The sequence below is a fragment of the Stenotrophomonas sp. C3(2023) genome, assembly GCF_032911385.1.
In the GTDB taxonomy this organism is placed as follows: Bacteria; Pseudomonadota; Gammaproteobacteria; order Xanthomonadales; family Xanthomonadaceae; genus Stenotrophomonas.
In genome coordinates this window covers 1300428-1318877 of sequence record NZ_JAWJLO010000001.1, presented here as the reverse complement: position 1 = coordinate 1318877, position 18450 = coordinate 1300428, and the positions used below count along the sequence as shown (strand labels likewise).

The 18450-nt window shown below is 65.9% G+C and carries 20 protein-coding genes and 1 tRNA gene; 9 read left to right on the top strand and 12 right to left on the bottom strand.

The window, feature by feature from the left end; translation table 11 throughout:
* Positions 1–62 precede the first annotated feature (62 nt).
* A complete protein-coding gene (locus RZA67_RS05765; protein WP_317211677.1) occupies positions 63–728 on the top strand; it encodes an HNH endonuclease in 666 nt (221 codons plus the stop codon).
* Between the two features lie 103 nt (positions 729–831).
* Positions 832–2730 (top strand): 1-deoxy-D-xylulose-5-phosphate synthase, encoded by a 1899-nt coding sequence (gene dxs / locus RZA67_RS05760; protein WP_317211676.1) that lies wholly within the window; start codon positions 832–834, stop codon positions 2728–2730.
* A 198-nt stretch (positions 2731–2928) separates the two neighbouring features.
* Here the strand turns inward: dxs and RZA67_RS05755 are convergent, their stop codons facing one another.
* Together RZA67_RS05755 and RZA67_RS05750 are read right to left on the bottom strand one after the other, a co-directional pair.
* Complete coding sequence (locus RZA67_RS05755) at positions 2929–3510, bottom strand: DUF3011 domain-containing protein (RefSeq protein WP_317211675.1); 582 nt, start codon at positions 3508–3510, stop codon at positions 2929–2931.
* Positions 3511–3643: 133 nt separating this feature from the next.
* A complete protein-coding gene (locus RZA67_RS05750; RefSeq protein ID WP_317211674.1) occupies positions 3644–3850 on the bottom strand; it encodes a hypothetical protein in 207 nt (68 codons plus the stop codon).
* A gap of 156 nt (positions 3851–4006) precedes the next feature.
* On the opposite strand from RZA67_RS05750, the gene RZA67_RS05745 reads away from it, so the two are divergent.
* From RZA67_RS05745 to RZA67_RS05735, 3 genes are all read left to right on the top strand, one after another.
* Positions 4007–4261, top strand: a complete 255-nt coding sequence (locus RZA67_RS05745) for a hypothetical protein (RefSeq protein ID WP_317211673.1) — start codon at positions 4007–4009, stop codon at positions 4259–4261.
* Between the two features lie 373 nt (positions 4262–4634).
* Positions 4635–4868 (top strand): DUF1653 domain-containing protein, encoded by a 234-nt coding sequence (locus RZA67_RS05740; RefSeq protein ID WP_317211672.1) that lies wholly within the window; start codon positions 4635–4637, stop codon positions 4866–4868.
* A 32-nt stretch (positions 4869–4900) separates the two neighbouring features.
* Complete coding sequence (locus RZA67_RS05735; RefSeq protein ID WP_317211671.1) at positions 4901–5233, top strand: SMR family transporter; 333 nt, start codon at positions 4901–4903, stop codon at positions 5231–5233.
* Positions 5234–5336: 103 nt separating this feature from the next.
* Here RZA67_RS05735 and RZA67_RS05730 read toward each other — a convergent pair.
* From RZA67_RS05730 to rpmI, 7 genes are all read right to left on the bottom strand, one after another.
* A tRNA-Pro gene (locus RZA67_RS05730) sits at positions 5337–5413 on the bottom strand.
* A 68-nt stretch (positions 5414–5481) separates the two neighbouring features.
* Complete coding sequence (locus tag RZA67_RS05725; protein WP_317211670.1) at positions 5482–5838, bottom strand: MerR family transcriptional regulator; 357 nt, start codon at positions 5836–5838, stop codon at positions 5482–5484.
* Positions 5819–6118: an integration host factor subunit alpha gene (locus RZA67_RS05720; protein WP_182339646.1), complete on the bottom strand. Its 300-nt coding sequence runs from the start codon at positions 6116–6118 to the stop codon at positions 5819–5821. Before RZA67_RS05720 ends, RZA67_RS05725 begins: the two co-directional genes overlap by 20 nt.
* Positions 6119–6146: 28 nt before the next feature.
* On the bottom strand, positions 6147–8528 hold the full coding sequence (gene pheT, locus RZA67_RS05715) for a phenylalanine--tRNA ligase subunit beta (protein WP_317211669.1): 2382 nt from the start codon (positions 8526–8528) through the stop codon (positions 6147–6149).
* Positions 8529–8619: 91 nt separating this feature from the next.
* On the bottom strand, positions 8620–9615 hold the full coding sequence (gene pheS / locus RZA67_RS05710) for a phenylalanine--tRNA ligase subunit alpha (protein ID WP_317211668.1): 996 nt from the start codon (positions 9613–9615) through the stop codon (positions 8620–8622).
* A 188-nt stretch (positions 9616–9803) separates the two neighbouring features.
* Positions 9804–10163 carry a 50S ribosomal protein L20 gene (rplT, locus tag RZA67_RS05705; protein ID WP_005410435.1) on the bottom strand — a complete coding sequence of 120 codons (360 nt, stop codon included), beginning with the start codon at positions 10161–10163 and terminating at the stop codon, positions 9804–9806.
* An 11-nt stretch (positions 10164–10174) separates the two neighbouring features.
* The gene (gene rpmI, locus RZA67_RS05700; RefSeq protein WP_002811096.1) at positions 10175–10372 is read right to left on the bottom strand and encodes a 50S ribosomal protein L35; all 198 of its coding nucleotides are present in this window, start codon (positions 10370–10372) and stop codon (positions 10175–10177) included.
* A 393-nt stretch (positions 10373–10765) separates the two neighbouring features.
* On the opposite strand from rpmI, the gene RZA67_RS05695 reads away from it, so the two are divergent.
* Positions 10766–11839, top strand: a complete 1074-nt coding sequence (locus RZA67_RS05695) for a M28 family peptidase (protein WP_317211665.1) — start codon at positions 10766–10768, stop codon at positions 11837–11839.
* Between the two features lie 94 nt (positions 11840–11933).
* Here the strand turns inward: RZA67_RS05695 and infC are convergent, their stop codons facing one another.
* Both infC and thrS read right to left on the bottom strand, forming a co-directional pair.
* The gene (gene infC, locus RZA67_RS05690; protein ID WP_317213827.1) at positions 11934–12458 is read right to left on the bottom strand and encodes a translation initiation factor IF-3; all 525 of its coding nucleotides are present in this window, start codon (positions 12456–12458) and stop codon (positions 11934–11936) included.
* 63 nt (positions 12459–12521) lie between these two features.
* A complete protein-coding gene (gene thrS / locus RZA67_RS05685; protein WP_317211664.1) occupies positions 12522–14426 on the bottom strand; it encodes a threonine--tRNA ligase in 1905 nt (634 codons plus the stop codon).
* Between the two features lie 357 nt (positions 14427–14783).
* Between thrS and RZA67_RS05680 the strand changes: the two genes are divergently transcribed.
* From RZA67_RS05680 to RZA67_RS05670, 3 genes are read left to right on the top strand one after another with little or no spacing between them, the layout of a single operon-like run.
* Positions 14784–15095 (top strand): hypothetical protein, encoded by a 312-nt coding sequence (locus RZA67_RS05680; protein WP_317211663.1) that lies wholly within the window; start codon positions 14784–14786, stop codon positions 15093–15095.
* Entirely contained in the window at positions 15095–15358 is a 264-nt protein-coding gene (locus RZA67_RS05675) for a hypothetical protein (protein ID WP_317211661.1), read from the top strand. The genes RZA67_RS05680 and RZA67_RS05675 overlap by 1 nt, the downstream gene beginning before the upstream one ends.
* A gap of 10 nt (positions 15359–15368) precedes the next feature.
* The gene (locus tag RZA67_RS05670; RefSeq protein ID WP_317211660.1) at positions 15369–16937 is read left to right on the top strand and encodes a PepSY-associated TM helix domain-containing protein; all 1569 of its coding nucleotides are present in this window, start codon (positions 15369–15371) and stop codon (positions 16935–16937) included.
* Positions 16938–16961: 24 nt separating this feature from the next.
* Here RZA67_RS05670 and RZA67_RS05665 read toward each other — a convergent pair whose 3' ends face one another.
* Positions 16962–18395 (bottom strand): insecticidal delta-endotoxin Cry8Ea1 family protein, encoded by a 1434-nt coding sequence (locus RZA67_RS05665; RefSeq protein WP_317211659.1) that lies wholly within the window; start codon positions 18393–18395, stop codon positions 16962–16964.
* Positions 18396–18450: the final 55 nt, after the last annotated feature.

Below are 18450 nucleotides of genomic sequence, written 5' to 3'. Positions count from 1 at the left end.
GGGGCCGGGCACGACCCGGCCCTACCCAAATCGTCATCAAACCGGTATAAGCTGTTTTCCCGATGGAGACAGACACTACACGCTTGGGTCTGATCGATACCGGGGCTCCGATCTGTGCTCCGGACGCCAGCCCATCGCCGGTTGTTACCCAACTACATCGCCCCGGCACGGTACGCCTGCTGTCTCTCGATGCGCACGGGCGCGTTCTGGACTGGATCACCTGGCAGGATGCGGCGTGCCTGTACGCACGCGAAGCGGTGGCCTGGACGCTCGGCGATCCCTGCCTGCACATCCACGGGGGCACCAACCGGCTCAGCGGCCTGCGCAGCGGACTGGATGTACATCCGATCATCGCTGCGCGCGGCCATGCCCGCTCGCGGGCACCGGACCCCACTCCCAACCTGACCAATACGGCGCTGTTCGCGCGCGACGGCAACCTGTGCCTGTACTGCGGGCAGCATTTCGGCCGCCCCTCGCTGACCCGCGACCATGTCCTGCCGATCTCCAAAGGCGGGTTGGACCTGTGGGAGAACGTGGTCAGCGCCTGCTTCCAGTGCAATTCGCGCAAGAGCAACCGGACCCCGCAACAGGCCGGGATGCCCTTGCTGGCCGTGCCTTACCGGCCCAGCTGGATCGAACACCTGATCCTGTCCAACCGCAACATCCTTGCCGACCAGATGAGCTTCCTGAAGGCGCAGCTGCCAAAACGCTCCCGGCTTTCGCGCTGATTCTGCGGCCTGTTCCGTCACCATCTGCTCACATGTGCAGGCGTTTGCTTGCTACACCCCGCTTTGGGCGCGAAAATGCCGTGTCAGCACACGTACGAAGATGATGATCGACTCGACCCGCTATCCCCGCCTTGCGCGCATCCAGACGCCGGATGACCTGCGCACGTTCGACGAATCCGAACTCCGCGCGGTCGCCGATGAACTGCGCGCCTACCTGATCGAATCGGTGGGGCGCAGTGGCGGCCATTTCGCGGCGGGGCTGGGTGTGATCGAGCTCACCGTCGCCCTGCACTACCTCTACCAGACGCCGGTGGACCAACTGGTGTGGGACGTCGGTCACCAGACCTACCCGCACAAGATCCTTACGGGTCGTCGTGACCAGATCCATACCGTCAAACAGAAAGATGGCGTGGCGCCGTTCCCCAAGCGCGAGGAAAGCGCGTTCGATACATTTGGGGTAGGCCATTCCTCGACCTCGATCTCCGCCGCGCTGGGCATGGCCATCGCGCGCCAGCGCGAGGGTGACGAGCGTCGCGTGGTGGCGGTCATCGGCGACGGCGCGATGACCGCCGGCATGGCCTTTGAAGCGCTGATGCACGCCGGCGGCATGGACGACCCCGAGCCGAACCTGCTGGTGATCCTCAACGACAACAACATGTCCATTTCCGAGGCGGTCGGTGGACTGACCAAGGTGCTCGGCCGCGCAACCGGCAGCCGCACGCTCAATGCCCTGCGCGAGGGCGGCAAGAAAATCCTCGGCGACAAGAAGAACAACCCGGCCCGCTTCGTCAAACGCTGGGAAGAACACTGGAAGGGCATGTTCGTGCCTTCGACCATGTTCGAGGAAATGGGCTTCCACTACACCGGCCCGATCGACGGCCACGACATGCCGGCCCTGTTGTCCACGCTCAAGACGCTGCGCGGCCTGAAGGGCCCGAAGCTGCTGCACGTTCTCACCACCAAGGGCAAGGGCTACGAGCCTGCCGAAGGGGACCAGATTGGTTACCACGCGGTCGGCCCGTTCGACCCGGACAAGGGCCTGGTCGCCAAGGCCGGCGCGAAAAAACCCACCTACACCGATGTGTTCAGCGACTGGCTGTGCGACGCCGCCGCGGCCGAGCCAAAGCTGTTCGCCATTACGCCGGCCATGCGTGAAGGCTCGGGGCTGGTGCGCTTCAGTCGCGAGTATCCGCAGCGCTACTTCGATGTCGCCATTGCCGAACAGCACGCGGTCACGCTGGCCGCCGGCATGGCAACGCAGGGCGCCAAGCCGGTGGTGGCGATCTACTCCACCTTCCTGCAGCGCGCCTATGACCAGTTGATCCATGATGTGGCGATCCAGAACCTGGACGTGCTGTTTGCCATCGACCGTGCCGGTGTGGTCGGTCCGGACGGTGCGACCCATGCCGGCAATCTGGATCTGAGCTACCTGCGCTGCGTGCCGAACATGGTGGTGATGGCACCGGCCGACGAAGCCGAATGCCGCCAGATGCTCAGCACAGGCCTGGCCCATGCGGGCCCGGCGGCGGTGCGCTACCCGCGCGGCAGTGGCACCGGCGTGGACGCCGGAACCGACCTGGCACAGCTGCCGATCGGCAAGGCGCAGCTGCGCGTTGAAGGCCGCACGCTGGCGATCCTGGCATTTGGCAGCACCGTGCCGGCGGCTGAGCAGGTCGGCCGTGAGCTCGGGCTGAGCGTGGTCAACATGCGCTTCATCAAACCGCTGGATCGCGCCTTGCTGCTGGAGCTGGCTGCACGCCACGATGGCTTCGTTACCGTTGAAGACAATGTCGTGGCGGGCGGCGCCGGTTCGGGCGTTGCCGAGCTGCTCAATGCCGAGGACGTACTCAAGCCCGTCCTGCACCTTGGCCTGCCGGACAGCTACCAGCACCACGCCAGCCGTGAGGACCTGCTGAGCGAGGCCGGCATCGATGCAGCCGGTATCCGCGCGGCCATCCTCAAGCGCTGGCCGAAGCTGGAACCCAAGGCCCTGATCGCCTGACAGCTTGCCGGGCAGAGCCCGGCACTACCCGGCCAGGTCGCGCCGGAACCGCGCTGCGCGCTTGCGGCGGTAGAGCCGGGCTCTGCCCGGCTGCGCTCTGGTCAGGTCGCGCTGAAACCGCGCCGCGCTGGCGCGCGGTGAGCCGACCGTGGGGTCGGCTCTACCCGTGGCTCGATAACCCGCCGCGCTGGCAACGGGTCAGTTGATCTGGAACTGGGCGCGGCAGCCATTGCTGACCCACACGCCTCGACGGTCCCAGCCCCAGCTTCGACCCTGCACACACGCCGAACTGGATAGCTGTCGCACCAGCCTTACAGAACGGCGCACGTCGGCATCGCAGCGCCGTTGACGATGCTTGTCCGAATTGCAGGTGATCAGCTGACCACGAAGGTCGCCCCGGCCATTTCCATTGCCATGGCCCCATCCGCCATGGCCCCAGCCGCCGCCGGGGCGGCCGCGGCTCTGGGCGACGAACTCGGCGCGGCAGCCACGGCTTACCCAGACACCATTGCGGGTCGGCCCCCAGCTCTCGCCGCGGACACAAGGCGAGCCAGAAAGCTGACGGATCAGCTGCGGCTGCCCGTTGAGCGGGCACTCGCGGCTGCGGTTGCGGATCGATTCGCAGCGCACTATGCCCTGACCTTGTTGATGACCACGATCGTGGCCGCCATACGGCTGCGCTTGTGCCATCCCGGCCGCCGCCAGTCCGCCCACCAATGGCAGACCGAGCAGGCCAACGTGGCGCAGGAAGCGGGACAAGGGGGACTGGTTGTGACGCATGCGAGGCTCCAGAGGGGGTGCGTGGCCAGAGCATCGAACATCCCCGATGCCGCGCACAGCCCTCTCTCTGTCGCGTACGGCCTGCGGTTCAACTACCACGCCCGTTACTGAACGAGTTCAGGTCGTGGCGTCCTCAGCTGCCATGTCCTCCCGCAGCCACATGGGCGTCGCCTACCACGACCCATACATCGGCGGTCTCGCCAGTGCGCAGGTGGTGCTCCCGGGCAAGTGCCTGGGCGAAGTCAAAGGCGGTGGCACCGTTTCGAAAACGCACGCCTGCGGCGTGTTGCGGCGTCTGCACATTCCAGCAGCGCGGCTCCCTCTGCACCTGGATCAACATGCGCCGTGCTCTCCATGAGGGGAGGTTGTGGCGCCATCACCGGCCGTTGCCCCTTCCAAGAGCGGCCGGTGACGGCGCCAGGGCGAGCCTTCCGGCCCGCCGTGCAACAAAGTAGTCCACGGTGCGATCAAGCTCCATAAGGGTTTTCTGATTCTGATGTCTGTTTTCGACGGGGGTTGGCTAACCCACGCGCAGCGCGTCAACCCGGGCCGAGGCTACCGCCACCTGGACGAGACAGGCCTGGCCCGTACGCGCATGGTGGCGATGGGCCAGTTCGGCCGCAGTATCGAAGGCCTGGGCACCGCTGGCGAACCCGGCAACGGGGTCCTGGCCAGGCTGGCGAAGATGCCAAAGTCGATCTACGAGTTCGATGGTGAGAAGCATGGGCGGCCCCCGGGTTCATTGGAATGACCCCATGGTCGCCAGCGACCGCCCTGTGCGGCATAGGACGCATCTGAAACCGAAACAAGCCACGACCGCCACGATGCGTCGTGTTCAGCTACCGGCCTCACATCGCTAAGCCGTTCAGGCCGGAGTTTCTGTGACTCTTGTCACGCGGCCAAAACAATTTCACACTACGTACACCAACAGGGGGCCCCTTCCACATGCGCACCTTTCTGATGCAGCGTCCATCGCTGATCAAGTTCTACTTTGTTGCCAGCTACGTGATCCTTCTCGAAGAGCTGCTTCGGGCCGGTCTGTTCTCCTGACCCGGACATGAGCTGCTGGACCCCTGGCGTGGCGACGCGGACAATGATCGCCCCTGCCTGCCCTGCGTGCGCTCATGTCGGATCTGTCGCCCTTGCCTGAACTCGCCCGCGGCCGCTACCGGCATTTCAAAGGCGGCCTCTATGAGGTGATCGACATCGTGCGCAGCAGCGAGACGCTGCAGCCGCAGGTGCTCTATCGGGCGCTCTACGGTGAGCAGGGTCTGTGGGTGCGACCGTATGCGATGTTCGTCGAAACCGTTCAAGGCCCCAACGGCCCGCAGCCACGTTTTGCGCCCTTGGCCGACTGATAGACTGGGCCGCCGGACGCTGCTGTACCTCGATGAATCCCTACGCCCTGCTTGCTGCCGCCATTGCTCTGGAAGTGGTGGCCACCTCGCTGCTCAAAGCCTCCGACGGCATGACACGCTGGCTGCCTGCCACCGGCGCGCTGGTCGGCTACGGCATCTGCTTCTATCTGCTGGCCATCGTGATGCGCAACATCCCGACGGGCATTGCCTACGCCATCTGGTCCGGGGTCGGCATCGTGCTGATTTCGCTGATCGGCCTGGCGGTGTTCAAACAGAAACTTGATACTCCGGCCATCCTCGGCATCGCGCTGATCTGCGCCGGCGTGCTGGTGATCAACCTGTTCTCGAAGGCATCAGCCCATTGAGGTAGTGACGGGCCATGCCCGTCACGCCTTCCCGTCATGCCGTCGCTGCAGCCAACAAAAAAGGTCCGCACTGCACGGTGCGAACCTTTCTGTTGAACCGCAATGGTCGGGACGGCCGGATTCGAACCGACGACCCTCTGCCCCCCAGGCAGATGCGCTACCAGGCTGCGCTACGCCCCGACGTCTATTGCGATGTTACCGCTGTAGCAGCGAGCAGTGAAGTATAGCGGATTGAAACGGAAATTGCTTCAGCGGCGAAGCAATTGCAGCACTTCTTCCAACTCCATGCGCACCTGCTTGATGATCTGGTTGCTCAGCGCCGATTCCTCACGGGCATCGGGGCCGTCCAGTCGTTGCCGCGCGCCACCGATGGTATAGCCCTGTTCGTACAGCAGGCTGCGGATCTGCCGCACCATCAGCACGTCGTGGCGCTGATAGTAACGACGGTTGCCACGCCGCTTGGCGGGTTCAAGGCTGGGAAACTCGGTTTCCCAGTAGCGCAGCACGTGCGGTTTGACGTCGCACAGCTCGCTTACCTCACCGATGGTGAAGTAACGCTTGGCCGGAATCGGCGGAAGTTCTCGGTTACTGCCCGGATCCAGCATACGCTTCCACCCTTTCCTTGAGCTTCTGGCCTGGACGGAAGGTCACAACCGTACGGGCGGAAATCGGAATTTCCTCGCCGGTTTTCGGGTTGCGACCCGGGCGCTGGTTTTTGCGCCGCAGGTCGAAATTGCCGAAGCCGGACAGCTTCACCTGGCGTCCCTGCTCCAGGGCATCACGCAGCACGTCGAAGAATGCGTCGACGAACTCCTTGGCCTCGCGCTTGTTCAGACCGACTTCGTCGAACAGTTTTTCAGCCATTTCCGCCTTGGTCAGTGCCATTGCCTGCTTACCCCTGAATGCTTCCCGCTCAGCCGCGGATCCGCGCGTGATGCTCACGCTCGATGGCGGCGACCACCTCGGTCACCACCGCGTCCACGTCGCGGTCCGTCAGAGTGCGTGACTTGTCCTGCAAAATCAAGCCCATAGCGAGACTCTTGAAGCCCGGCTCGACGCCGTGGCCGATGTAGCGGTCGAACAGGTTCAGCTCACGCAGCAGTGGGCCGGCGGCGGCGCGAACGGTCTCAGCCAGCGCCGCCCAGTTCACGCCCTCCGGCGCCAGCACGGCCAGGTCGCGGCGTACGGCAGGGAAACGCGAGAGCTCGCCCGCACGTGGCAGCGCGCGTGCGGCCAGCGGTGCCAGGTCCAGCTCCATGGCATAGACGTCAACGTCGATATCCATCGCCTTGGCCAGGCGCGGGTGGATCTGTCCGATCCAGCCCAGGCACACATCGTCACGGTAGACCTCGGCCGAGCGCGCCGGGTGGCCATAGGCGCGCTGCGAGGGCCGGAAGCTCAGCTGTGCACCGGTGGCGGCAGCCAGTGCCTCCAGGTCGCCCTTGAGGTCGTGGAAATCGACCTTGCGGCTGGCCACGCCCCACTGCTCGGCGTCAGCGTCACCGCAGACCGCTGCCGCCACGCGCTGGGTTTCCAGCGGCGCAGGCGCGCCCTCGCCCGCTTGCGCGGCGAACACGCGCCCCAGCTCGAACAGGCGCACGCGACCGGCCTGGCGGGCCACGTTGCGACCCAGCGTGGCGACCAGACCCGGCAGCAGCGCCGGGCGCATCACCGCCAGCTCGGCCGAGAGCGGGTTGGCCAGCGCGACGAGCTGCTCGTTCAACTGCCACGAGGCCAGCAGCCCGGCATCGACGAAGGCGTAGTTGATGGTTTCCTGCAGCTCGCGGGCCAGCAGCTGGCGGCGCACGCTCAGCTCGTCCAGCCGGGTCTCGCTGGGCATGGCCACGCGCGCGGCGCCACCTGGCAGGGTGGTGGGAATCTGCTCGTACCCGTGGATGCGCGCCAGCTCTTCGATCAGGTCTTCTTCGATGGCGATGTCGAAACGGCGGCTCGGTGCGGTGACCTGCCAGCCTTCGCCCGTCGCTTCCACGCCCATGCCCAGCGCGCGCAGGATGCGCTCGACTTCGGCGTCCTCGATCTGGATGCCGAGCACACGGCGGATGCGCGCGCGACGCAGGGTGATGGTCGCTGCCTCTGGCAGGTCATCACTGCGCACCGCTTCGGTGACCGGCGCCGGGGTGCCCCCGGCCAGCTGCAGCACCAGCGCGGTAGCGTACTCGATGGCCTGACGCGGCAGCGACGGGTCCACGCCACGCTCGAAGCGGTGTCCCGCATCGGTGTGCAGCCCGAGCTTGCGCCCGCGACCCATGATCGCAGCCGGGGCGAAGTGCGCTGCTTCCAGGAACACCGCTGTGGTGGCATCGGTCACACGCGTATCGAAGCCCCCCATCATGCCGGCCAGGCCGACCGGACGGTCGGCGTCGGTGATGACCAGGAAGCTGTCATCCAGTGCCGCATCGCGACCGTCAAGCAGTTTCAGCTGTTCACCGGCACGCGAACGACGCACCGCGATCGGGCCCTGCAGCGTATCCAGGTCGTAGGCATGCATCGGCTGGCCAAGCTCGAGCATCACGTACTGGGTGATGTCCACCAGCAGCGAGACCGGACGCACGCCACTGCGGCGCAGGCGCTCGGCCATCCACAGCGGGGTGCTGGCAGCAGCGTTCACGCCCTCGATCACCCGGCCCAGGTAACGCGGCGCGTCCGCGCCTGCATCGAGCGCGATGGCCAGCTCGCGCGAACCCACGGCCGCGACCGGCGCCGCTTCGAACGCCTGCACCTCGCTGCGGGTGGCAGCGGCCACATCGAAGGCGATGCCGCGCACGCTGAAGCAGTCGGCACGGTTGGGGGTCAACTTGATTTCGATGCTGGCGTCGGGCAGCCCGAGATACTCCACCAGCGGCTGGCCTATCGGCGCATCGGCGGGCAGCTCGAACAGGCCGGAGGCATCGCTGTCCAGACCCAGCTCCCTGGCCGAGCACAGCATGCCGTTGGACTCCACGCCGCGCAGCCTGGCCGGGCTGATCTTCAGCTCGCCGATCTGCGCGCCCACCATGGCCAGCGGTGCCACCAGGCCCGGGCGTGCGTTCGGTGCGCCGCAGACGATCTGCAGCAGCCTGCCCTGCCCGGCATCCACCCGGCACACCTGCAGACGGTCGGCCTCGGGGTGGCGCTCAGCTTCGACGATGCGCGCCACCACCACCTGGTCCAGGCCACCACCGAGAGCGGTGACCTCTTCCACTTCCAGGCCGATCGCGGTCAGCACGGCGCTGAGTTCGTCGCTGCTGGCAGTGGTCGGGACGTGGCTGCGCAGCCAGTTTTCGGAGAACTTCATGATCTTTCCATCCTGGTGAGCCCGGCGCACGCGCCTGGGCCGTGTTTGATGCGTTGCAGTGCGCGCTCCGGCAAGCCGGGCGCCGCGGGGGTCACGCGAACTGCTTCAGGAAGCGCACGTCGTTGTCGAAGAACGCGCGCAGGTCGTTGACGCCATAGCGCAGCATCGCAAAGCGCTCCACGCCAAGGCCGAAGGCAAAGCCCGTGTAGCGCTCCGGATCGATACCTACCGCACGCAGCACATTCGGATGGACCATGCCGCAGCCGAGCACCTCCAGCCAACGGGTACTGCCGTCGGGCTGCTGCCAGGCGATGTCCACTTCCGCGCCGGGCTCGACGAAGGGGAAGTAGCTGGGGCGGAAGCGCATCTCGAAATCACGCTCGAAGAACGCGCGGACGAACTCGGACAGCGTGCCCTTCAGGTCGGCGAAGGTGGAGTGCTCGTCCACCAGCAGGCCTTCGACCTGGTGGAACATCGGCGAGTGGGTCTGGTCACTGTCACTGCGGTAGACCTTGCCGGCGGCGATCATGCGCAGCGGCGGCGCGTGTTCTCCCATGTAGCGCACCTGCACCCCGGAGGTATGCGTGCGCAGCAGGCGGCCATCACCGAAGTAGAAGGTGTCATGCATGGCGCGCGCCGGGTGGTGCGGCGGGAAGTTCAGCGCCTCGAAGTTGTGCCAGTCATCTTCGATCTCCGGTCCTTCGGAGAGCTCATAGCCGAGACGGCCGAAGATTTCGGTGATGCGTTCCAGCGTACGGGTGACCGGGTGCAGGCCGCCACGGCCGCCGCGACGGCCCGGCAGGGTCACGTCGATCGCTTCAGCCGCCAGGCGCGCGTCAAGCGCAGCGTCTTCCAGCACGGCCTTGCGTTGCGCCAGCGCCGCGCCCAGCGCATCACGTGACAGGTTGATTGCCTCACCGGCGGCCTTGCGCTCGGCCGGGGGCAGCGAGCCCAGCTGCTTCAGCAGCAGGGTGATGCTGCCGCTCTTGCCCAGCAGCGCCACACGCAGCTGCTCCAGCGCGTCGGGGCTCTGCACGGCGGCCACGTCAGCCAGCGCCTGGGTGGTCAGGGATTGGATGTCACTCATGGGTAGCCGGAACTCCAGTCGGTTTGCCATCGCGGATGCGAAGGGCCGACCCCCGTCGCCACCGCTGACCGACCGCCGCCAGGGCCGCGTCCGGTACAAAAAAGAATGGGGAAGGACTTGCGCCCTTCCCCATGCATTGCCTGTTCCATGGGCCGCTGCGCGTGAACGGCAACGGCCTGGGGAAGGACTTAAGCCGCCAGCGCGCCCTTGGCCTTTTCGGCCAGCGCGGCAAAGCCGGCTGCATCGTGCACGGCGATATCAGCCAGCACCTTGCGGTCCAGGGTGATGCCGGCCTTCAGCAGACCGTTCATGAAACGGCTGTAGCTCAGGCCGTTGATGCGGGCAGCCGCGTTGATGCGGGTGATCCACAGCGAACGGAAGTTGCGCTTCTTCTGCTTACGGCCGATGTAGGCGTACTGCTGCGCCTTGATGACCGCCTGCTTGGCAACGCGGAAGACCTTGCGACGGGCGTTGTAATAGCCCTTGGCGAGATCCAGGATTTTCTTGTGGCGGCGACGCGCCTGTACGCCACGCTTAACTCGTGCCATTGTTCAGATCCTCAGAGGTAGGGAAGCATGCGGTCCAGACGGCCGGCGTCTTCTGCGCGGACGTGGTTCGTCTGACGCAGGTTACGCTTCCGCTTGGTCGCCTTCTTGGTGAGGATGTGGCTACGGTTTGCATGGCCGCACTTGTACTTGCCCGAGGCGGTCTTGCGGAAACGCTTGGCCGCTGCCCGGTTGGTCTTGATCTTGGGCATTTCAATGTCCTTGATGGGATATGACCCTGGTTTCTGACTGATCTGGCGGCGGTCGAAACCGCACTTTCCGTCCTGCCATGATCGGCGTACGACCCGTCCTGGGTGGGTCGAGCCGGCAATCATACAGGGGAAAAGTGGCTGTTGCCAGTCCTTGGCAACGTGAACGCCCCGGTGACGCGACCGCCCCCGATCGTCCCTCTGCAGCGCGCCGCGGCGCTGCGGCAGGAGCACGGCCATGGGCCATCCATGCCCCGCCCTGCCGGGCACGCCCCGGTCATGCCGCCGGCAGCGGACCAGTGGGCGGGTCCTGCAGTCCGGTCGCACTCCTGGAGCTCCAATCCCTGCAGCATCGACATCGGCGCCTGCCGGCGCCGACCTGCAAGGAGATCCTGCATGCGTACACGAGCACTCACGATCAGGCCATTGGCCCTCATGCTCGGCCTGTCGCTGGGCAGCATGGCCAGCGCGGTGGCCGCAGCCGATGCAGCAGCCGATCTGGCCGTCCGCTGGGCCGATGCCGTATCGGGCGCCCAGCTGGCCAGCAACTGGGCCGAACTGGAACAGATCACCCTGGCACATGGCGGCGACCGCAGCGCGGGCTCTGCTGGTTACGACGCCAGTGCCCGCTACGTCGAAGCACGGCTGCGGGCGATGGGCGTCACTGTGAGACGCGAGCCCTTCACCTACAACGGCAGGGCCAGCTTCAACCTCATCGCGGAGATCGCCGGCCGCGCCGGTGCCGACGCACCGGTGGTGATGGTCGGCTCCCATCTGGACAGCGTACCGGGCTCACCCGGCGCCGACGACAACGGCTCGGGCAGCAGCGCCGTGCTTGAAATCGCCCGTGTGGCCATGCTCGACCGCGCCGCTTCCACCCTCCACCTGGTCTGGTGGGGCGCCGAGGAAAGTGGCCTGAACGGGTCGATCCACCACGCCACCCAGCTGGCCATGGACGCCGAGCGGCGCCAGCGGCTGCGCGTCTACCTCAATGCCGACATGGTCGGATCCCCCAATTACATCTTCGGCATCTACGACCCCGACCACGCCAGCAGCAGCGACCGGCCCGCGCAGGAGCGCCTGATCCGGCAGGCACTACGCGACGGCCTGGGCCACACCGGCAGCCCCAGCGTCTCGATCTCGCCCTATCTCGGCTCTGACCATCTGCCCTTTGCGGCCTGCGGCATCGCCACCGGAGGCCTGGCCTCGATCCCCGGGATCCGCAACAAGACCACTGAAGAGCAGGCACTGTTCGGAGGTGAGGCGGGCAAGCGACACTCGCCCAACTATCACCGGCCCGCTGATCGGGTCGACGCCGGCAGCGCCACTGCCCAGCTGACGCTGACGCGCGCCCTGGCCTATGCGCTGGGCCATCTGGCAGAGCAGCCACCGGAAGCCACCCCGGCGACGCGCTGCAATCTTCGCAAGGCCCGCCAGCAATGGCAGCAGGCGCGCGCCGTGCTGCACTGAAACACAAAGAGCCGGGCAATGCCCGGCTCTTCCCGCCGCGGCGAAGCGCTGCTTCACCGTGGCACGCTTCAGCAGGCAGACGCCCGGCCGAGGCTTATTTCTTCTTCGGCGCGATCATCATCACCATCTGACGGCCTTCAAGGCGCGGACGGGATTCGATCACGATGTCTTCGCCAAGGTCGGCCTCGATACGCGACGCCATTTCACGACCCAGTTCCTGATGGCTCATTTCACGGCCACGGAAGCGGATGTTGACCTTGATCTTGTCGCCCTCTTCGAGGAAGCCGCGCATCTTGCGCAGCTTGATCTGGTAGTCGCCCTCGTCGGTGACCGGACGGAACTTCACTTCCTTGATCTCGACCTGCTTGCTCTTCTTCTTGGCCTCGCTGGCCTTTTTCTGCGCTTCGAACTTGAACTTGCCGAAGTCCATGATCTTGCAGACCGGCGGGTCGGCCTGCGGCTGGATCTCGACCAGGTCCAGGCCTTCATCTTCGGCCATGGACAGCGCTTCGTCGCGCGACAACACGCCGATCATTTCTCCGTCACTGCCGATCACGCGTACGCGCGGCACTCGGATTTCCTGATTACGACGGTTCTGTTTGTTGTCAGGGGTACTGATATTGCAATCTCCCAAGGGTATCGAATCGCCCCGCTCGCCACGGCGCGCGGGGCGGACCTGTAGTTACGCTGCGTTCCCGGCCTGCAGCAGGTCGATGAAGGCCTCGACGCTCATGCTGCCCAGGTCTTCGCCAGAACGCGTACGCACGGCCACCAGGTTGTTTTCCTTCTCTCGGTCGCCAATGACCAGCAGGTAAGGGACCCGTTGCAGCGTGTGCTCGCGAATCTTATAGCCGATCTTCTCGTTACGCAAATCCGCGTTCACGCGGAAGCCTTGATCCGCAAGGGTTTTACGAACGTGGCTGACATAGTCTGCCTGCGCATCGGTGATGTTGGCGACAACAACCTGAACGGGCGCCAGCCACGCCGGGAACTGGCCGGCATGGTGCTCGATGAGGATGCCGATGAACCGCTCCATCGAGCCGACAATGGCCCGGTGCAGCATGACCGGATGCTTCTTCTGGCTGTTCTCGTCAACGTATTCGGCACCAAGACGGCCCGGCATCATGAAGTCGACCTGCATGGTGCCCAGCTGCCAGGTGCGGCCGATGGCATCCTTCAGGTGGTACTCGATCTTCGGGCCGTAGAAGGCGCCTTCGCCCGGCAGCTCCTGCCACTCCACGCCGCAGCTGGACAGCGCCGAGCGCAGTGCACCTTCGGCCTTGTCCCAGGTCGCATCGTCGCCCAGCCGCGATTCCGGGCGCAGCGCGATCTTGATCTGGATGTCGTCAAAACCGAAGTGCTGGTAGACCGCCAGCGCCTGCTGATGGAACGCGGTCACCTCGGCCTCGATCTGCGCCTCGGTGCAGAAGACGTGGCCATCGTCTTGGGTGAATCCGCGCACGCGCAGGATGCCGTGCAGCGCGCCGGACGGCTCGTTGCGATGGCACGACCCGAACTCACCGTAGCGGATCGGCAGATCGCGGTAGCTGTGCAGGCCCTGGTTGAACACCTGGACATGGCCCGGGCAGTTCATCGGCTTGACGGCGTAGGTGCGCTTTTCCGACTCGGTGAAGAACATGTTGTCCTGGTAGTTGTCCCAATGGCCGGACTTCTTCCACAGGCTTACATCCAGAATCTGCGGGCAGCGCACTTCGCCGTAGCCGCTGTCGCGATACACCTTGCGCATGTACTGCTCGACCACCTGCCAGAGCGACCAGCCCTTGGGATGCCAGAACACCAGGCCGGGAGCTTCTTCCTGCAGGTGGAACAGATCCTGCTGCTTGCCGATACGGCGGTGATCGCGCATCTCGGCTTCTTCGATGCGCTTGATGTAGGCCTCAAGCTGCTTCTTGTCGGCCCATGCAGTGCCGTAGATGCGCTGCAGCTGTTCATTCTGTGCGTCGCCGCGCCAGTACGCGCCTGAAATACGGGTCAGCTTGAACGCCTTCAGGAAACGCGTATTGGGCACGTGCGGGCCACGGCACATGTCCACGTATTCCTGGTGGTAGTACATGCCCATGGCCTGGATGTCGTCGGACATGTCCTCGATCAGGCGCAGCTTGTAGTCCTCGCCGCGGGCCTTGAAGATCTCCACCACTTCGGCGCGCGGGGTCATCTTCTTGACCACATCGTAGTCCTGGGCGATCAGCTCGCCCATGCGCTTTTCGATCGCCGCCATGTCCTCCGGGGTGAACGGGCGCTCGGAGTAGATGTCGTAGTAGAAGCCTTCGGCGATGACCGGGCCGATGACCATCTTCACGTCCGGGTACAGCTGCTTGACCGCGTGGCCGACCAGGTGCGCGCTGGAATGGCGGATGATCTCCACACCCTCCTCGTCCTTGGCGGTGATGATGCGCAGGCTGGCATCGTGATCGATGATGTCGCAGGCATCGACCAGCACACCATCGACCGAACCGGCGATGGTGGCCTTGGCCAGGCCGGCGCCGATGGACTGGGCCACGTCCATGACACTGACGGGATGTTCGAACTCGCGGCGGCTGCCGTCGGGAAGCGTAATGGTGATCATTGGGGAGGCTTCATGCAGGGCCCGCGCGGGCGGGCTGGAAATGCGGGAACGGGGCAGGCCCGGATGAAAAAAAGCGCCACGCAGGCGCCTGGAGACAGGGCCGTCGGCAGCAGCTCAGCAGGGGGCGGCAGTAGTGCTCATGTCGCACGCTCGGCCGGCGCAGGGCGCGGGCCACCTTGTTCCAGAACGGTGATGTGATGATCTTAAACCACCGCGCGACAAAGCCCAAGCGGCGGCACCGGCGGCGCAGCCCGTCGCTGCACTGGTGGTTGTAAACGCCACTCATTACCATATACAGGCTGAGCCCGCAGGATGCACCCATTGCTCTGCCCTTCCCTTTCCGGTTCCCGTCCGTTCATGCCTGCCGTCAGCGTACCCGCCATCGCCCTCTCCTCGCTTGGCTTCCACGGCCTGGCCCTGCTGTGCGCGGCGCTTTCCGCGCTGGCTTTCTACGCCGCCTCCCCGCACTGCCGCTGGCGCCGGCTGCGTCGTGCGGGGCGGACGGGCCGTCAGCTGGGCCTGCTGACCGCGGCGGTGTCGCTTTGGCTGTGGATGGCCGATCTGGGGGTCGGTGCCGGTCTGGTGACCATGCTGTGCGCCTGGATGGCGATGGCCATGCTCCTGCCGGCGCTGGCCGCCTGGCATCGCCCGGCCCGGGACGCACGTTGATGTGGGGCCGCGCCGCCGCAGCCCTGCTGCCCGGACTGCTGCTGGCCGCCGCGCTGACCGGCCTGCTGGCCTGGCTGCCCCCGGGCCCGTGGCCACAGATGCTGGTGGTCAGCCTGATCAGCTTTGTTCCGCTGTGGATGCTGGCCGCGCTCTGGGCCTTCAGCTTCCGCACAACGCTGCGCGCCTGGCTCACGCTGGGCGGTGCTGCCGCCGTTGCCTTTGCCCTGCTTGGGCTGCTGCGCCTGAGCGGCGCGGTGCACTGAGAACCCACCCATGAAGTTCAGTTCCCGGACCCTGCGCACGTATACCACCCTGCACAGCTGGGTCGGCCTGATTGCCGGATTTGCGCTGTTCGTGGCGTTCTATGCCGGTGCGCTGACCGTGTTTCACCACGACATTCCCCTGTGGCAGACACCGCAGGCCATCGAGCAGCCCGCCGCGACGCTGGCCGATGCGCAGCGCCTGCTTGATGGGGTGCTTGAGCGCCACACCGCGGCCCGTCAGCACATGGGCATGACCTTTCCTGGCGGCGACCACCCCCAGCCCATCGCCTACTGGCAGGATGCGCAGGGCACTTGGCAGTACGCTTGGCTCGATCACTACGACGGCAGCGTCACCCCACCCCAGGCCGGGCTGGCCGAACTGGTCAACAGCCTGCACTACAGCCTCGGGCTGCCCGTTGCCGGTATCTACCTGATGGGCGTGGTCAGCCTGCTCTACGGCCTTGCCCTGCTAAGCGGGCTGGTGATCCACCTGCCACGTCTGGCAGGCGATCTGTTCGCGCTGCGTCCCGGACGCAACCTCAAGCAGATGTGGCAGGACGCGCACAACGTGGTCGGCGTGCTGAGCCTGCCGTTCCATCTGCTGTTTGCGGTCACCGGCACCCTGCTGTGCCTGTTGTTCCTGCAGATGGCCGTACTGAATCCACTGATCTACGACGGCAAGCTGATGCAGGCCGTGCCGGCCGCGATGGATACCGCGCCGGTGCGCGCGCCCGCCGGCGCACCGGGCAGCCACGTGCGCCTGGCCGAACTGCACGCGCTGGCCCTGCAGGCAGCCGAGCAGCAGGGCGTGCAAGGCTTCACCCCCACCTACCTGAAGCTGGCCAACGCGGGCGACCGCAACGCCACGCTGGAGATCACCGGTGAGTCCGAGGGCACCCTGGGCCCGGCCGGCGCGGTGGCGCTGGACGTGGCCAGCGGTGCGGTGCTGGCTACCCAGCTCCCCGGCCAGCGCGATGCCAACCATGCCACGCTGAGCGCCGCGTATGCGCTGCACTTTGGCGAGTTCGGCAATGCCGCCGTGCCCTGGCTGTACTTCGTGCTGGGACTGGGCGGGGCGTTCCTGTTCTATTCCGGCAACCTGTTGTGGATCGAGTCGCGGCGCAAGCGGCGGCAGGCCGAACAGGGTCGCGCACCGCGCAACATGGCCCGGGCAACGGTGGGCATCTGTATCGGCCTGTGCGTGGCGATCTCGGCGGCCTTTGTAAGCGCGCAGGTGCTGGAACAGCTCGCCCCGCAGGCGGTGGACAGCGGCATCCGCTGGGTGTGCTTCGGCACCTGGGCGCTGTGCGCTGGCTGGGCGGCACTGCGTTACCCGGCCCAGGCCGCGCGTGAACTGCTGTGGGCCGCCGCCGTGGTGACCGCCCTGGTGCCGCTCAGCCACGGCCTGCTGACCGGCTGGTGGTGGTGGGCCAGTGCCGGTCATGGCCACTGGCCCCTGTTCTGGGTAGATACCGTCGCGCTGGCCATGGCGGTGGGCTTTGCCGCGCTCGCGCGGGCCACCTCCCGGCGTGCGCGGCACGGGGACCGGAACAGCGTATGGTCACTCCCTCCGGCATGAGCGGCCGCCGCATCCGGCAGAGACTCAACCGCCGTCAATCCAGTCCAGCAGATGCGGCGCAATCGTTGGACCTACCCGCCTGAGCATTTCCAGCGTCAAGCCGCGGGCACGCCTCTCGATGAGTTGAAAGCCCAGCACGTAGCACCCGGCAGCCGCGCTGGCACTGGCACGACCACGCCCGAGCACACGAATGGACGAAAGCTGATGCATCGCGAAAGCGGAGTCGACCCGGATGTCGAAGTTGTTCTCGCGCCCAGCCACTTTGTACCGGCGCCCACGACTGGTTGCCAGCTCCAGCGACACAAGGCCCTGGATGGTTCTGTAACGGGTCGTTGCCGCTGTGATCGATTCACCGGCATCAAGCTGGAGCGGCGCATTGCGCTCAGCGAGCTGGCCTGTGATCAGCACCTGGCCGTCGCTGTACTCCATGCGGACGCCATCAAGAAAGCCCACCTCGATGTTGGGGACCCGCCTACGCGTGACCTCGATCGAACGCAAGGGCGCCTGCGGCGGCGTCCAGTCAGGAAAGCGATCCCGCGCTGCACCGGTACCATCCCATCGCCCTATCAGGCCCGTGTAAAGCTCGCGGTCGACACTCAGGGTCACGCGGTCGGGATGCAGCGTCGCATCGAATGCATACCAGGTATCGCGCAGGTCGAGTACTGCAAGTTGCAGCTGCGAACGGCGCTCGAGCAGTTGCGAAAGCGGCGTGTTGCTCGCAGCGCCCTCACCTGGCCTGGCGCGGACGGCGTCATAGATGGACTGTGTTTCGCGGTCGACGTAGGCGGTGTAATCGGCAATCGCGCTCTTCTGCTGAGCGACGAGCTGTGCGAGGTACTCGCCACCGATCCCCAGTTCCCGGGCGCCGAGAATCACGTCGCGCAACAGTGCCAGGTGCAGACTCGCGGCAACAGCGAACAATGGCAACAACGCTGCACGCTGGCCTTCCAGCTGGAATCGCGGCAAGACCTGCACAAACAGGCTGTTGGCGGCAATGCTCTGGCTGAGCATCACAGCCGGATTCTGCGACGCTACCGCGCTGCGGTAAAGCATGGCTACGTTGCTCAAGCCCAGCAGATCTGCCTTGACCAGCTCGAATACCGTTCGGGAAACTACCGCATCAGTGTACCGCTGCCAGCGTTGCTCAGCGCTCAAGCCGGCGCCGGGTATGAACAACGCGCCGAGGTAGGACAGAAATCCACCGACGACCGGAACCAGATTGAGGCTGGCCAGAACGGCGTCCCGGATGTACTGCCAGCCTTCCTCACCAGCCTGAAGGGGCGCATCCACCGGATATACCGGACCGCCGGTCACCGTGGCAGGCAGCCGCGCCCATGAGGGCGACAGTAGAAGGCCACTGCCAGCCAGTCCGGCAAGTGCGAGCAGACGCCTGCGTCCGGGATCGTGCGGCAGGCAGAAGGGGCAAAGCGACGACGAGGGTCCAGTTCCCAGCAGCATGAGGTGCTCCTCTCGGGTCAGGGGGGCTCTCACCCCCGCTCCGCACAGGCCGACA

Bases quoted from the DNA above. Each gene is read 5' to 3' on its own strand.
- RZA67_RS05765 (WP_317211677.1), top strand. From the start codon at position 63: ATGGAGACAGACACTACACGCTTGGGTCTGATCGATACCGGGGCTCCG.
- dxs (WP_317211676.1), top strand. From the start codon at position 832: ATGATCGACTCGACCCGCTATCCCCGCCTTGCGCGCATCCAGACGCCG.
- RZA67_RS05755 (WP_317211675.1), bottom strand. From the start codon at position 3,510: ATGCGTCACAACCAGTCCCCCTTGTCCCGCTTCCTGCGCCACGTTGGC.
- RZA67_RS05750 (WP_317211674.1), bottom strand. From the start codon at position 3,850: ATGTTGATCCAGGTGCAGAGGGAGCCGCGCTGCTGGAATGTGCAGACG.
- RZA67_RS05745 (WP_317211673.1), top strand. From the start codon at position 4,007: ATGTCTGTTTTCGACGGGGGTTGGCTAACCCACGCGCAGCGCGTCAAC.
- RZA67_RS05740 (WP_317211672.1), top strand. From the start codon at position 4,635: ATGTCGGATCTGTCGCCCTTGCCTGAACTCGCCCGCGGCCGCTACCGG.
- RZA67_RS05735 (WP_317211671.1), top strand. From the start codon at position 4,901: ATGAATCCCTACGCCCTGCTTGCTGCCGCCATTGCTCTGGAAGTGGTG.
- RZA67_RS05725 (WP_317211670.1), bottom strand. From the start codon at position 5,838: ATGCTGGATCCGGGCAGTAACCGAGAACTTCCGCCGATTCCGGCCAAG.
- RZA67_RS05720 (WP_182339646.1), bottom strand. From the start codon at position 6,118: ATGGCACTGACCAAGGCGGAAATGGCTGAAAAACTGTTCGACGAAGTC.
- pheT (WP_317211669.1), bottom strand. From the start codon at position 8,528: ATGAAGTTCTCCGAAAACTGGCTGCGCAGCCACGTCCCGACCACTGCC.
- pheS (WP_317211668.1), bottom strand. From the start codon at position 9,615: ATGAGTGACATCCAATCCCTGACCACCCAGGCGCTGGCTGACGTGGCC.
- rplT (WP_005410435.1), bottom strand. From the start codon at position 10,163: ATGGCACGAGTTAAGCGTGGCGTACAGGCGCGTCGCCGCCACAAGAAA.
- rpmI (WP_002811096.1), bottom strand. From the start codon at position 10,372: ATGCCCAAGATCAAGACCAACCGGGCAGCGGCCAAGCGTTTCCGCAAG.
- RZA67_RS05695 (WP_317211665.1), top strand. From the start codon at position 10,766: ATGCGTACACGAGCACTCACGATCAGGCCATTGGCCCTCATGCTCGGC.
- thrS (WP_317211664.1), bottom strand. From the start codon at position 14,426: ATGATCACCATTACGCTTCCCGACGGCAGCCGCCGCGAGTTCGAACAT.
- RZA67_RS05680 (WP_317211663.1), top strand. From the start codon at position 14,784: ATGCCTGCCGTCAGCGTACCCGCCATCGCCCTCTCCTCGCTTGGCTTC.
- RZA67_RS05675 (WP_317211661.1), top strand. From the start codon at position 15,095: ATGTGGGGCCGCGCCGCCGCAGCCCTGCTGCCCGGACTGCTGCTGGCC.
- RZA67_RS05670 (WP_317211660.1), top strand. From the start codon at position 15,369: ATGAAGTTCAGTTCCCGGACCCTGCGCACGTATACCACCCTGCACAGC.
- RZA67_RS05665 (WP_317211659.1), bottom strand. From the start codon at position 18,395: ATGCTGCTGGGAACTGGACCCTCGTCGTCGCTTTGCCCCTTCTGCCTG.